Here is a 13,194-nt window from a genome sequence, read left to right as displayed (position 1 = left end):
GGGCGAAACACGGGCAACCGGACTTGTCGAAGCAGGAGCATCAGGCGATGGAACGGAACAGGATCGGAGTTGCGGGGCCGGATGGCGGCGGGACGACATGGTCGTCCGGTGCCTTCCTGCGGCGGCTTTGGCAGGAGGCGCGGGGACCGCAGGGCCTGCCCCGGCGCGAGGCGCTGGCACCCCGCCGCCTGACGCCCATCCTGGCGCAGGTTTTGCTGGTGGAACGCTGGTCCGCCGGGGTGCCGATCATCCGCTATGCCGGGATGGATGTGACCACGCTTTATGGGCAGGAACTGACCGACCGCCCGCTTTCGGTGCTGTTCGAACCCGGCGCGCGCACAGGCTTGGCCGAGGCGCTGGATCAGGTGCTGGATGGCGCGCGCACGGTAGAGATGGGCATCCTGTCCGATCAGGGCATGCTGCGGCCACGGCTGGGCGGGCGACTTACGCTTTTACCGGTGGTCTGTGGTGTCACAGGGCTGATTTCGGCCTTGGGCTGCATCGATCTGGACGGGCCGACCCGCCATCCGCCACGCCGCTTTCGCATCGAACGCGATCTGGGCGAAACACTTTCGCCCCCGCCCCGCCCTGCCGCAGAAGCGCAACAGACTTTCGCCAAGGCTCAGGGCGGCGGCCGCGCGTAACGCGCGCGACCCGCCGCCCTGCCCGGATCAGAGCGCGACACGCCGCGCCGCGTCGCGCAGCGCCGTCAGTTCCTCGGCCACAAGGAAGGCCAATTCCAGCGACTGGCTGGCATTCAGGCGCGGGTCGCACGCGGTGTGGTAACGGTCCGACAGATCCTCATCCGTCACCGCGCGCAAACCGCCCGTGCATTCGGTTACATCCTTGCCCGTCATCTCGAAATGCACGCCGCCGGGGATCGTGCCTTCAGCTTTGTGGATGGCAAAGAACTCCCGCACCTCGCGCAGAACAGAATCGAAGGGCCGGGTCTTATAGCCCGTGGACGACTTGATCGTGTTTCCGTGCATCGGATCGCAAGACCACAGGACATTCGCGCCCTCGGCCTGCACCGTCTTGATCAGGCGCGGCAGATGTTCGCCCACTTTGCCCGCGCCAAAGCGCGCGATCAGCGTCAGGCGGCCCGGTTCATTGGCCGGGTTCAACTTGGCCATCAGCACCTTCAGGTCCTCAGCCGTGGTCGAGGGCCCGCATTTCAACCCGATCGGGTTCAAGACGCCGCGCGCGAATTCCACATGCGCCCCATCAGGCTGCCGCGTGCGGTCCCCGATCCAGATCATGTGACCCGACCCCGCCACCGGCTGGCCGGTGATGGAATCGATCCGGCACAGCGCCTCTTCATATTCCAGAAGCAGCGCCTCGTGGCTGGTGTAGAAATCCACCGTCGAAAGGGTATGCGCGGTCTCCGCATTCACGCCCGCAGCATTCATGAAATCCAACGCGTCCGAGATGCGGTTCGACAGTTCGCGATAGCGTTCCGCCTTGTCATGTTCGGCAAAGCCCAAGGTCCAGCTATGCACGCGGTGGATATCGGCAAATCCGCCTGTCGAGAAGGCGCGCAGCAGGTTCAAGGACGCCGCCGCCTGCGTATAGGCCTGCAGCATCCGGTTCGGATCAGGGATGCGCGCGGCGGGCGTGGCGTCAAACCCGTTGATGATATCGCCCTTGTAAGAGGGCAGCTCCACCCCATCGATCACCTCGGTCGGGGCGGAACGCGGCTTGGCAAATTGCCCTGCCATACGGCCCACCTTGATGACCGGAACCTTGGCGCCATAGGTCAGGACCACCGCCATCTGCAGCATCACACGGAAGGTGTCGCGGATATTGTCGGCGCTGAATTCGGCAAAGCTTTCGGCGCAATCGCCGCCTTGCAGAAGGAATGCCTTCCCCTCTGCTGCCAAGGCCAGCTGCTTTTTCAACTTGCGCGCCTCTCCGGCAAAGACCAGCGGTGGATATTTGGCAAGCTGCGCCTCGACGGCGTTCAGCGCGGCCTGATCCGGGTAATCGGGCATCTGGATCCGCGGTTTTGCGCGCCAATCCGTCTTGGTCCAGCCCTTGGTCATCGGTCTTCTCCGAAAGTTTGCGGTAACGGGCGCGGTATAAGGATTAAGCCGCGCGATGCAAAGGGTGAAACGCGCCGCAAATCCGTCGGTATTCCCCTTGCGGTCAAAATTATTCTCTGATTGGGTGTGGCCAATTCCGACATGCGCAGGTCGCATCATGACTCTCCCCGCCAAAAAGGCCCAGCAGATCGCCAAGAACGTCGCGCAGCGGCGCTTTGTCTTTTTGCTTTTGGACCGCTTCACTATGCTGCCCTTCGCGGGGGCGATCGAACCTCTGCGTGTCGCCAACCGCATATCTGGCCAGACGCTTTACGTCTGGAAACTGGCGGGCGAAGGCGGCGACGTGGCCACCTGTTCCAACGGTGCCTCCTTCAAGCTTGATATGGGGCTGGAAGAGATTGACCGCGACGACACCCTTCTCGTCTGCGGCGGGATCGACGTGCAGAAGGCCACGACGAAAAGCGTGCTGAACTGGCTACGGCGCGAGGCGCGGCGTGGTGTCACCATCGGCGGCCTTTGCACCGGGGCCTATGCGGTGGCCAAGGCCGGATTGCTTGAGGGCAAGAAGGCCACCATCCATTGGGAAAATCAGGACGGGTTCCTAGAGGAATTCGAAGAGGTGAAGCTGACGAAATCCGTCTTCGTGATGGATGGCAACCGCTGGTCCACGGCGGGCGGCACCTCCTCCATCGACCTGATGCTGAAGGTGATCGCCGCCGACCACGGCGAGGATCTGGCCAATACGGTCGCCGACCAGTTGATCTATTCCTCGATCCGCACCGATCAGGACACGCAGCGCCTGTCGATCCCCACGCGGATTGGCGTGCGGCATCCGAAGCTGAGCCAAGTCATCCAGATGATGGAAGGCAATATCGAAGACCCGATGTCGCCCGCCGATCTGGCCGAAGAGGTGGGCATGTCCACCCGTCAGCTGGAACGGCTGTTCCGCCGCTATCTGAACCGCTCGCCCAAACGCTATTACATGGAGTTGCGCCTGCAAAAGGCGCGCAACCTTTTGATGCAAACGGATATGAGCGTGATCAACGTGGCCTTGGCCTGCGGCTTTGCCTCGCCATCGCATTTTTCGAAATGCTACCGCGCGCATTACAACACCACGCCCTATCGCGAACGCGGCACCCAAGGCGGCGGGACGGGCGTGCGGCTGTCGATCTGATAACGAGTGTCGTTTAGGTAAGGGAGGCGCGGGCCATGATCGGGCGGCGCAGTGTGATGGGTCTTCTGGCAATGCTGCCCTTCGGCAAAATGGCAAAGGCGGCGGGCGGCGGGCGCATCGCGGTCATCGGCGCGGGCATGGCGGGCCTTGCCGCCGCGCGGGCGCTGCGTGACGCCGGGGCAGATGTCACGATCTACGAGGCGCGCGATCGCATCGGCGGGCGTGTTTGGACCAAAAGATCATGGCCCGGCCTTCCCGTCGATCTGGGGGCCAGCTGGATACATGGCCTGAAACAGAACCCGATCACCGCCTTGGCGGCCGAGGCAGGCGCCCCCCTTCACCCGACCGATTACGAAAGCGCCGCAGCCTTTGGCGCGGGCCGTGAAAGGCCCTATCCCGCCGAACCGTGGGACATGCTAGAGGCCGCGCAGAAACGCGCAGGGAAGGCTGATGCAGACATGTCCCTCCGCGCGGCGGTCGAGGCCTTGCCGCGTTGGACCAAGATGTCGTTGCCAGACCGGAATGCCTTTCGCGCCGCGGTTCACCGCATGGTGGAACACGAATACGGGGCCGATTGGGGCGATCTGTCGGCATGGTTCTTTGATGAAGCCGAGGCTTTTGGCGGCGGCGATGCCCTTTTCCCGCACGGCTATGACCAAGTGGCGAGCCACGCCGCACAAGGACTTGATATCCGGCTTGGCACAAAGGTCCGGGCGGTAACCGCCACGCGCGACGGTATCCGCCTGACCTTTGCCGACGGGTCAGAGGCCACAGCGGATGCCCTTGTCTGCACCCTGCCCCTTGGCGTTCTGCAATCGGGGGATGTGACCTTCGACCCGCCCCTTGCGCCGGAACGGCAAGCGGCCATCGACAGCCTCGGCATGGGGCTTTTGAACAAGTGCTGGCTGCGCTTCGACGCCCCACCCCCGGTCCCTGCAGCGGATTGGATATTGAACCTCGGCCCGCCTGCCGATCTTTGGCCCGAATGGGTGAACCCGTCTGCGGCCAAACCCGCGCCGCTCCTTCTGGCCTTCAACGCAGGCCCAAGGGCGGATGAGGTCGAGGCATGGGACGACTCCACCACCCTCGCCTCGGCGCAGGATGCGCTGCGGGGGATGTTCGGCAGCGCCTTCCCCGCCCCCATCGCGGCGCAGGTCACCCGCTGGCGGGCCGATCCCCTGGCCTATGGGTCCTACTCCTACCACTCCGTCGGCACAGGTGCCGACACACGTCGCGCCTTGGCGGGGCTGGATTGGGACGGGCGGCTGGCCTTTGCAGGCGAAGCGGCGTCGCCCGACCATCCCTCGACCGTCCATGGTGCATGGCTGTCGGGTCTTGCGGCGGCGCAGGCCTTGACCGAGTAATCAGCCCCCCGGCGTGATCCGATAGGCCGCGCCGTCGATCACCGACAAGAACCAGATCGACCCATCCGGTGCCTCGACAATATCGCGCACGCGCCCTGTCTGATCGCCTTCGATGCGCTCCTCGACAAAGCCTGCCTCTGGGTCCAACCGGCTGATGAAGCCGGAATTCAGCGATCCCGTCAGGATATCGCCCTTCCAAGCAGGAAACAGGTCACCCTGATAGAAGATCATCCCCGATGGCGCGATGGAGGGGTCCCAGTAATGCAAGGGCTGCTCCATCCCCGGCTTTTCGGTCCCCTCGCCGATCCGGCCCCCGCCGTAATTCGCGCCATAGGTGATGACGGGCCAGCCATAGTTGCGCCCGGCCTCCACCCGGTTCACCTCATCGCCCCCTTGCGCGCCATGTTCCACCAGCCAAAGCGCCCCATCCGGCCCCAAGGTCGCGCCCTGCGCGTTGCGATGGCCCAGCGAAAAGACCCCCGGCCGATGCCCCGACAGGCTGGTCGCTGGGCTGCCATCACGGTTGAGGTGGATCACCTTGCCCTCCACCCGCGCGGGGTCTTGCGATTGCAGGCCCCCCGGCCCGGTGCCGCGATCGCCTGTCGTCAGAAAGACCGTGCCATCTTGCGCTTCGACCAAACGCGATCCGAAATGACGCCCGCCCCGCACGGCATCGCCATGATAAAGCGCGGCAAACCCCTCTAGCCGCGTGCCATCTGCCGACAAGACGCCCTTGCCCACAGCCGTAGCCGCGCCCCCATCCAAGGGCATCGCATAGCTGAGCCAAACCTCGCGGCTGCTGGCAAAGTCGCGCGGGATCATCACGTCAAGAAGCCCCCCCTGCCCGTTCGCATAGACCTCGGGCAGCCCGGCAACCTCTCCCACCGCACCATCCGCCATGCGCAACAAACGCCCGTCGCGTTCCGTCACCAGCACCGCGCCATCCGGCAGGAAGGCAATCGCCCAAGGCTCTTCCAAGCCCGTCACCATTGCCTCTATCCGCAACGGCCCGGCGGAACTGTACAAATCTTGCGCGACCGTCACACCTGGCAAAAGCAGTGCCAAGGCCGTCAGGCAAAGCGGGCGGGAAAAGCGGCGCGACATCCAATACCTCCATGCGAATTTAGGCCAGAGGTGGCCTCACCAGCGGTTGAATCAACCCGCTTCACGCCCTTCTGATCCGCGAAAGGCCGGGGTTTGCGTGCAAAATCCCACTGCGAGGGGTTCTTTTCTTTTGATCACAAGCACATTAGGTTCGCGTCAGGACACAGATCCAACCAGGGAGTTACCCAATGAAGAAACTGCTGCTCGCCTCGACCGCCACCGCGCTTTTCGCCGGTGCCGCCATGGCCGAGGACGTCAAGATCGGGATTCTGCTCGGCTTCACCGGCCCGCTGGAATCCATCACCCCGGCCATGGGCTCGGGCGCTGAGCTTGCGATCAAGGAAGTGAATGACTCGGGCAAATTCGCGCTCGGCACCGTTGCCGGTGTGCGCGGCGACTCGACCTGCGTCGATGCCGCTGCGGCGACCGCTGCCGCCGAACGCCTTGTGACCGCCGATGGCGTGACCGCCATCATGGGCGCCGACTGCTCTGGCGTGACCGGTGCGGTTCTCCAGAACGTGGCGCGTCCGAACGGGATCGGCATGATCTCGCCCTCGGCCACCTCGCCTGCGCTCTCGACCGCCGAAGATGATGGCCTGTTCTTCCGCACCGCGCCCTCGGACGCGCGTCAGGGTGAAATCATGGCCGACATCCTGACCGAAAAGGGCATCAAGTCCGTCGCGCTGACCTACACCAACAACGACTACGGCAAGGGTCTGGCCGACAGCTTCGCGGCCGCCTTCGGTGCCAAGGGCGGCGCTGTGACCATCTCCACCCCGCATGAAGACGGCAAGGCCGACTATTCGGCCGAAGTCGCCTCGCTGGCTGCTGCTGGTGGCGAAATGCTGGTCGTGGCGGGCTATGTCGATCAGGGCGGCAAGGGCGTGATCCAGGCCTCGCTCGATTCGGGTGCCTTCTCGACCTTCTACCTTGTCGACGGGATGTATGGCGAAAGCCTGATCGAAGCCATCGGCGAACCGCTGAACGGCTCTTTCGGCGCCGTCCCCGGCACCGACTCGGAAGGCGCTGCCAAGTTCCAGGAAATGGCCGCTGCTGCGGGCTTTGACGGGACCTCGGCCTTCTCGCCGGAATCCTATGACGCCGCCGCCCTGATCATGATGGCGATGGCTGCCTCGGGTTCCACCAATTCCAAGGATTGGGCCGGCAAGGTTCTGGATCTGGCCAACGCGCCGGGCGAACCGATCCAGCCGGGCGAATTGGGCAAGGCGCTGGAACTGATCGCCGCTGGCACCGACATCGACTATGTCGGCGCGACCGCGGTGGAACTGATCGGGCCGGGCGAATCCGCCGGGAACTACCGCCAGTACGAGATCAAGGACGGCAAGATCGAAACGGTCGGCTTCCGTTGATCTGCCGCTTGGCATGAGCTAAGGCATCAGGCGCGGCCCGGGCATCGTCCCGGGCCGTTGCCATAGACAAAAGCCCCGCAGCGGCGTCGGACAAACGGCGTGCGGCCATGACGGGGCACAGGGGAACACCACATGATCGTTGTCGAGAACCTGCACAGGCATTTCGGCGGCTTCCATGCCGTCGATGGTGCCTCGCTGGAGATCAAGACCGGGTCCATCACCGGGCTGATTGGCCCGAATGGCGCGGGCAAGACCACGTTGTTCAACGTGATCGCCGGTCGCCTGCCGCCCACCTCGGGCCGGGTGCTGATGGATGGCGAAGACATCACCGGCCTGCCGCCGCACGAGCTGTTTCACAAGGGCCTTTTGCGCACCTTTCAGATTGCCCATGAATTCGGGTCCATGACCTGTCTGGAAAACCTGATGATGGTGCCCGCCCGGCAAAAGGGCGAAACGCTGTGGAACGCATGGTTCAATCGCGGCGCCGTGGCCGAAGAAGAGGCCGCGATCCGGCAAAAGGCGCTTGAGGTGCTGGATTTTCTCACGATCAGCCATCTGGCCGACCAGAAGGCCAGCCAAATCTCGGGCGGCCAGAAAAAGCTTCTGGAGCTGGGCCGCACCATGATGGTCGACGCCAAGATCGTCTTTCTGGACGAGGTCGGCGCAGGCGTGAACCGCACGCTTCTGAACACGATCGGCGATGCCATCGTCCGGCTGAACAAGGAACGCGGCTACACCTTCTGCGTGATCGAGCACGACATGGATTTCATCGGTCGCCTCTGCAACCCGGTCATCTGCATGGCCGAGGGCAAGGTGCTGGCCCAAGGCACGGTGGATCAGGTGAAGAATGACGAACGGGTGATCGAGGCCTATCTCGGCACCGGCCTGAAGAACAAGATGAAGGAGGAAGCCGCCCATGGCTGACCCCTATCTGATCGGCGAGGCGATGACCGGCGGCTATGGCGGCGCGGATATCCTGCACGCCTGCACCATTGCCGTCGAAAAAGGCCAGATCGCCGTGATCGTCGGCCCCAATGGCGCGGGCAAATCCACCGCCATGAAGGCCGTCTTCGGCATGCTCAAACTGCGCGCAGGCCATGTAAAGCTGGATGGCGAAGACATCACCGCCCTCAGCCCGCAGGCCCGCGTGGCCAAGGGGATGGGCTTCGTGCCGCAGACCCACAACATCTTTACCTCCATGACGGTGGAGGAAAACCTTGAAATGGGGGCCTTCATCCGCCGTGACGATTTCAAGGATACGATGGCGCAGGTCTATGACCTGTTCCCGATCCTTAAACAGAAACGGCTTCAGCCTGCCGGGGAATTGTCGGGCGGCCAGCGCCAGCAGGTCGCCGTGGGCCGCGCGCTGATGACCCAGCCCAAGGTCCTGATGCTCGACGAACCCACCGCAGGCGTCAGCCCCATCGTGATGGACGAACTTTTCGACCGCATCATCGAAGTGGCGCGCACCGGCATTTCCATCCTGATGGTGGAACAGAATGCCCGGCAGGCGCTTGCGATTGCCGATAAGGGCTATGTCCTCGTGCAGGGCGCGAACCGCTACACCGACACCGGAAAGGCGCTGCTTGCCGATCCGGAGGTCCGTCGTTCCTTCCTCGGGGGCTAGGTCATGGATATCCTCAACGCCCTTGTGGCCTTTCTCAACTTCGTCTTTGTCCCTGCCCTTGCCTATGGCGCGCAGCTTGCGCTGGGCGCACTGGGGGTGACGCTGATCTACGGCATCCTGCGCTTTTCCAATTTCGCGCATGGCGACACCATGGCCTTCGGCACGATGGTCACGATCCTCGTCACTTGGTGGCTGCAATCCATCGGTGTCAGCTTCGGCCCCTTACCGACCGCCCTGCTGGCCCTGCCAATCGGCATCGCGGTGACCGCCGCCTTCGCCCTTGGCACCGACCGCGCCATCTACCGCTTCTACCGCAAGCAAAAGGCCGCGCCGGTGATCCTTGTCATGGTGTCGCTTGGCGTGATGTTCGTGATGAACGGCGTCGTGCGTCTGATCATCGGCGTCGATGACCAGAACTTCGCCGATGGCACGCGCTTCCTCATCTCGGCGGGCGATTTCAAGGAAATGACGGGGCTGGCCGAAGGTCTGGCCATCAAGACCACACAGGCCGTGACCGTCGTCACCGCTTTTGCCGTCATGGCCGCGCTCTTTTGGTTCCTGAACAGGACGCGCACGGGCAAATCCATGCGCGCCTTTTCGGATAACGAGGATCTGGCACTGCTCTCGGGCATCAACCCCGACCGGGTGGTGCAGGTGACATGGATCATCGCCGCGGCACTCGCCACCGTGGCGGGGGTTCTCTACGGGCTGGACAAGAGCTTCAAGCCCTTCGTCTATTTCCAGCTTCTCCTGCCCATCTTCGCGGCGGCCATCGTGGGGGGCCTTGGCTCGCCACTGGGGGCCATCGCGGGCGGCTTTGTCATCGCCTTTTCCGAGGTGATGGTGACCTATGCTTGGAAAAAGGTCGTAACCTATGTTGTGCCTGAAAGCATGGCGCCTGACGGTCTGCTGCAACTGATGGGGACGGATTACAAATTCGCCGTCAGCTTCGCGATCCTGATCATTGTGCTGATCTTCATGCCCACGGGCCTGTTCAAGGGGAAATCGGTATGAGCCGGAACCTTGCGCTTTTCGCGGGCGTCGGCCTGCTTTTCGTCCTGACGGGCATGCTGCAAAGCTGGAACCTTGCCCTGTCGATCCTGAACCTGTCGCTGATCTCGGCGATCATGGCCTTGGGGGTGAATATCCAATGGGGCTATGCCGGTCTCTTCAACACCGGGATCATGGGCTTTACGGCGCTGGGCGGTTTGGCGGTTGTCCTCGTCTCGGCCCGCCCCGTGGCCGAAGGCTGGGGCGCGGGCGGTCCGGGCATCCTTCTGGGCCTGTTCCTTGGCGCGGCCTCCATCGCGGCGGCGATCTTTGCATGGAACCGCCTGCCCAAGGGGCGGATGCGGATGCTGGTCACGCTGGCCATCTGCGTGCTGGGCTTCATCCTCTACCGTTCGGTCTTCGACCCCGCGGTTACAGCGGTTGAGGCGTTCAACCCCGCCACCGCCGGCAATATCGGCGGCTTGGGGCTGAACCCCACCCTGTCATGGCCGGTGGGCGGTCTTCTGGCCGCTGCAGCCGCATGGGTCATCGGCAAGGTCGCACTGGGCCTGCGGTCGGACTATCTGGCCATCGCCACCCTTGGCATCGCCGAAATCATCATTGCGGTGATGAAGAACGAAGACTGGCTTGCTCGTGGCGTAAAGAACATCATCGATCTGCCCCGCCCCTGGCCCGTGCCCTATGAGATCAACCTTCAACAAACCCCCGCCTTCACCGATTGGGCGATCCGCTGGGGGTTCGAGGCGACCACCGCCTCCTCCATCGTGGTCAAGCTGCTTTATGCCGGGCTCTTCGTGCTTGTGCTGCTGGCAGTGATCTGGCTGTCGGAACGCGCACTGAACAGCCCGTGGGGCCGCATGATGCGCGCCATCCGCGACAATGAAGTGTCTGCCGCAGCCATGGGCAAAGACGTGACCAAGCGTCACCTGCAGGTCTTCATCCTTGGCTCTGCCGTCGTTGGGATCGCCGGGGCGATGTATACCTCGATGAACGGGCAGTTGACCCCCGGCGAATACAACCCCCTGCGCTTTACCTTCCTTGTTTGGGTGATGGTGATTGTGGGCGGGTCGGGCAACAACTGGGGCGCGGTTCTGGGCGGGCTTCTGATCGGCTGGCTTTGGTTGATCGTGGAAAGCCTTGGCCCGCTTGTGATGGGCGGTATCGTGGCGGGCCTGTCCGAGGGGCCGCTAAAGGCGCATCTGATCGACAGCGCGCAGCACATGCGCCTTCTGACGATGGGGGTGATCCTGCTTTTGGTGCTGCGGTTCAGCCCGCGCGGCCTGATCCCCGAGAAGTGATCCCATAGCGGAAATGAAAAAGGGGCGGCCCAAGGGCCGCCCCGCACTCATCAAACCATAGGCGGGTCAGATCGTCTTGACCCGCAACAGGAACCCTCCCAAGGCCGCATCCATCGCTTCGGCCGCGCGTTCCACCGACAGCACCCCGCCCAGCACATCCCCCGCCGCGCGATTGGCATTTTCAGATGCCGATTGGACCTCGGACAGGTTGTCGTTCGATTGCGCCACACGCCCCGCCGTCTGGGCCATGCGTTCTGCAATCTCTTGCGTCACAACGCCCTGCTGGCTGGCCGAGGCCGAGATGCCCCGCGCCTGATCGTTCACCTGCCCGATCGACACGGTGATGCTGCGGATCGCGTCGGCATTGCGGCGCACCGCCGACAGGACGGACTTCACCTCTCCCGAAATCTGTTCGGTCGATTCCGTCGTCTGCGCGGCAAGTTTGCGGATTTCCGACGCAACCACGGCAAAGCCGCGCCCCGCCGCCCCGGCATGGCTTGCCTCCACCGCCGCATTCAGCGCCAGAAGGTTCGTGCGGTTCGCCACATCGTTGATCAGCGTGACGATACCGGTGATCCGGCCCGCCACTTGCTCCAACTCTGCCAAAAGCCGCGCCGCATCCTCGGCCTGCATCGCGGCGCTGCCTGCCAGATCGGTGGTCTGACGGATGCCGCCCACCACCTCGCCGATCGACGACGACAACTGCTCTACCGCCGAGGCGACGCTGGCCACATCGCTTGCCGTCATATCCGCGCCAGCCTTCACCTCATGCGTCTGTCGGCTGGTTTCCTCGGCGGTCGAGGCCATGGTTTCCGCAGCGCCCCGCGCCTGCACCGCCGCCTCGCGCAGCGAGTCGATCACCCCCGCCGCTTGCCCCTGCAATTCCGCGCCAAGTGCCTTGATCGGACGCAAAAGCCAGGCCGAAAGGATCAAGCCGAACAGGATCACAACCCCCGCCACGATCCCCGCCGTACGAAGCGCCGAAGCCTTCGCCGCGATGGCCACCAGCATGACTTCGGACCGCTCCACCTCTGCAATAAGCGACCAGCTCAACCCCGGAACGTCCAGTGGGCGATAGGCAGCGATCACATCTTCGCCCCGATGATCCGGCGCGGCAACGCTGGCCCTTTCGCCCCGCGCTGCGGCCGCAACGATCTCTCCGGGCACCTCTGCGCTCAGATCAAACGTCTCGGAAAAGCGGGGTTGAGACCGCAAAATCCGATCCGGCCCCACGATAAAGGCATCCATCGTTTGATGTTCATGCTCGCTCGGCGTCAGGATACCCGCCCCGAAATCGATGGGAAGCTGGAAGATCATCACCCCAATCAGACTGCGCTTTTCCTTGACGGGAACCACAAGGAAAAAGGCCTTGCTGTTGTACGAGGGCGCATAGGGTTCGAAATCGGTCAGGAGGTAAGGCTCTGCCCCCTCCGACTTGATCACCTTTTGCACCGCCCGCCCCAAGGCCGTGTCAGAATAAGGTCCGGTGGTCAGCGAGGTGGCGAAATCCACCTCCTTGTAGACCGAATAGATCACCCGCCCCTGATGCGGTTCCGCGATCAGGATGTCATAGAACCCGTGCCGTTCCATGAAACTGCGATAGACCGGGTGCAATTGCGCATGCAGCTGCGAATAGCGGCTGCCATCGCGCGCATCGTCCAGCATCTGCTTGTGCCCGACCTTGGCACGGTTCTTCCCGATATAAAGATGCTGCAAAGCCTGTCCCATCGGGTCCAGACCCGCCATCCAGCGCGCCATATCCTCGGCGCCCGCGCCGGGGGTGTTTTCCATCTGATGGACATAGCGCGCCGTCAGCGCAGCCATATCGGGCACCACCGCACCGCTTGCCCCAAGGTCGTCCGCCGCCTTGTCCAGATCACTAAGGACCGTCGCGGTCTGCGGCAGTTCTGCCAGACCAAGCGCAAGATCGACCAAGCCCGCGAAATACCGCTCCACCGCCGCACCGCGCAATTCCGCGACCGTCTGGATCTCTTCGCGTGCCGTCTGTTCAGAGAAGGCTGAAAGTCGATCGATCTCGATCTTCATAACCGCAGCCATCGGCAAAAGGCCCGCAATAAGAAGGGCCAACGTCACTTTCCACCTAAACCGCATCCTATCCATCCACAAACAGCGGGCACAGAACCCGACAGCCAGAAAGACGGCAACCGATTGCAAGGCTTTAGCCGAACGGCTGCATCTAGCAC

11 protein-coding genes are annotated in these 13,194 nt (G+C 63.5%); 8 read left to right on the top strand and 3 right to left on the bottom strand.

Annotation, left to right across the window (positions count from 1 at the left end; translation table 11 throughout):
* Positions 1-47: 47 nt before the first annotated feature.
* The gene (locus QF092_RS02675; RefSeq protein WP_281467382.1) at positions 48-644 is read left to right on the top strand and encodes a PAS domain-containing protein; all 597 of its coding nucleotides are present in this window, start codon (positions 48-50) and stop codon (positions 642-644) included.
* Positions 645-671: 27 nt separating this feature from the next.
* Here QF092_RS02675 and QF092_RS02670 read toward each other — a convergent pair whose 3' ends face one another.
* Positions 672-2,042: a class II 3-deoxy-7-phosphoheptulonate synthase gene (locus QF092_RS02670; RefSeq protein ID WP_281467380.1), complete on the bottom strand. Its 1,371-nt coding sequence runs from the start codon at positions 2,040-2,042 to the stop codon at positions 672-674.
* Positions 2,043-2,199: 157 nt separating this feature from the next.
* Here QF092_RS02670 and QF092_RS02665 point away from each other — a divergent pair, with 157 nt between their 5' ends.
* Both QF092_RS02665 and QF092_RS02660 read left to right on the top strand, forming a co-directional pair.
* Positions 2,200-3,216: a GlxA family transcriptional regulator gene (locus QF092_RS02665; protein ID WP_281467378.1), complete on the top strand. Its 1,017-nt coding sequence runs from the start codon at positions 2,200-2,202 to the stop codon at positions 3,214-3,216.
* Between the two features lie 35 nt (positions 3,217-3,251).
* On the top strand, positions 3,252-4,580 hold the full coding sequence (locus tag QF092_RS02660) for a flavin monoamine oxidase family protein (RefSeq protein WP_281467376.1): 1,329 nt from the start codon (positions 3,252-3,254) through the stop codon (positions 4,578-4,580).
* Here QF092_RS02660 and QF092_RS02655 read toward each other — a convergent pair whose 3' ends face one another.
* Positions 4,581-5,684 (bottom strand): PQQ-dependent sugar dehydrogenase, encoded by a 1,104-nt coding sequence (locus tag QF092_RS02655; RefSeq protein ID WP_281467374.1) that lies wholly within the window; start codon positions 5,682-5,684, stop codon positions 4,581-4,583. It lies immediately after the preceding gene.
* A 188-nt stretch (positions 5,685-5,872) separates the two neighbouring features.
* Here QF092_RS02655 and QF092_RS02650 point away from each other — a divergent pair, with 188 nt between their 5' ends.
* The 5 genes from QF092_RS02650 to QF092_RS02630 all read left to right on the top strand — a co-directional run bounded on the left by QF092_RS02650 (position 5,873) and on the right by QF092_RS02630 (position 10,990).
* A complete protein-coding gene (locus QF092_RS02650) occupies positions 5,873-7,054 on the top strand; it encodes an ABC transporter substrate-binding protein (RefSeq protein ID WP_281467372.1) in 1,182 nt (393 codons plus the stop codon).
* 132 nt (positions 7,055-7,186) lie between these two features.
* Entirely contained in the window at positions 7,187-7,978 is a 792-nt protein-coding gene (locus tag QF092_RS02645; RefSeq protein WP_281467369.1) for an ABC transporter ATP-binding protein, read from the top strand.
* Positions 7,971-8,681 carry an ABC transporter ATP-binding protein gene (locus QF092_RS02640; RefSeq protein WP_281467368.1) on the top strand — a complete coding sequence of 237 codons (711 nt, stop codon included), beginning with the start codon at positions 7,971-7,973 and terminating at the stop codon, positions 8,679-8,681. Before QF092_RS02645 ends, QF092_RS02640 begins: the two co-directional genes overlap by 8 nt.
* A gap of 3 nt (positions 8,682-8,684) precedes the next feature.
* The gene (locus tag QF092_RS02635; protein ID WP_281467366.1) at positions 8,685-9,695 is read left to right on the top strand and encodes a branched-chain amino acid ABC transporter permease; all 1,011 of its coding nucleotides are present in this window, start codon (positions 8,685-8,687) and stop codon (positions 9,693-9,695) included.
* Positions 9,692-10,990 carry a branched-chain amino acid ABC transporter permease gene (locus QF092_RS02630; RefSeq protein WP_281467364.1) on the top strand — a complete coding sequence of 433 codons (1,299 nt, stop codon included), beginning with the start codon at positions 9,692-9,694 and terminating at the stop codon, positions 10,988-10,990. Before QF092_RS02635 ends, QF092_RS02630 begins: the two co-directional genes overlap by 4 nt.
* Positions 10,991-11,056: 66 nt before the next feature.
* Here QF092_RS02630 and QF092_RS02625 read toward each other — a convergent pair whose 3' ends face one another.
* Positions 11,057-13,048 carry a methyl-accepting chemotaxis protein gene (locus tag QF092_RS02625; RefSeq protein ID WP_281467362.1) on the bottom strand — a complete coding sequence of 664 codons (1,992 nt, stop codon included), beginning with the start codon at positions 13,046-13,048 and terminating at the stop codon, positions 11,057-11,059.
* Positions 13,049-13,194: the final 146 nt, after the last annotated feature.

Origin of the sequence: Fuscovulum ytuae, assembly GCF_029953595.1 — a bacterium.
In the GTDB taxonomy this organism is placed as follows: domain Bacteria; phylum Pseudomonadota; class Alphaproteobacteria; order Rhodobacterales; family Rhodobacteraceae; genus Paragemmobacter; species Paragemmobacter ytuae.
This window is presented reverse-complemented; position numbering and strand designations above follow the sequence as displayed.

Coding starts and splice junctions, on each gene's coding strand:
- QF092_RS02645 (WP_281467369.1), top strand. CDS start 7,187: ATGATCGTTGTCGAGAACCTGCACAGGCATTTCGGCGGCTTCCATGCC.
- QF092_RS02655 (WP_281467374.1), bottom strand. CDS start 5,684: ATGTCGCGCCGCTTTTCCCGCCCGCTTTGCCTGACGGCCTTGGCACTG.
- QF092_RS02630 (WP_281467364.1), top strand. CDS start 9,692: ATGAGCCGGAACCTTGCGCTTTTCGCGGGCGTCGGCCTGCTTTTCGTC.
- QF092_RS02625 (WP_281467362.1), bottom strand. CDS start 13,048: ATGGCTGCGGTTATGAAGATCGAGATCGATCGACTTTCAGCCTTCTCT.
- QF092_RS02665 (WP_281467378.1), top strand. CDS start 2,200: ATGACTCTCCCCGCCAAAAAGGCCCAGCAGATCGCCAAGAACGTCGCG.
- QF092_RS02675 (WP_281467382.1), top strand. CDS start 48: ATGGAACGGAACAGGATCGGAGTTGCGGGGCCGGATGGCGGCGGGACG.
- QF092_RS02670 (WP_281467380.1), bottom strand. CDS start 2,042: ATGACCAAGGGCTGGACCAAGACGGATTGGCGCGCAAAACCGCGGATC.
- QF092_RS02635 (WP_281467366.1), top strand. CDS start 8,685: ATGGATATCCTCAACGCCCTTGTGGCCTTTCTCAACTTCGTCTTTGTC.
- QF092_RS02640 (WP_281467368.1), top strand. CDS start 7,971: ATGGCTGACCCCTATCTGATCGGCGAGGCGATGACCGGCGGCTATGGC.
- QF092_RS02660 (WP_281467376.1), top strand. CDS start 3,252: ATGATCGGGCGGCGCAGTGTGATGGGTCTTCTGGCAATGCTGCCCTTC.
- QF092_RS02650 (WP_281467372.1), top strand. CDS start 5,873: ATGAAGAAACTGCTGCTCGCCTCGACCGCCACCGCGCTTTTCGCCGGT.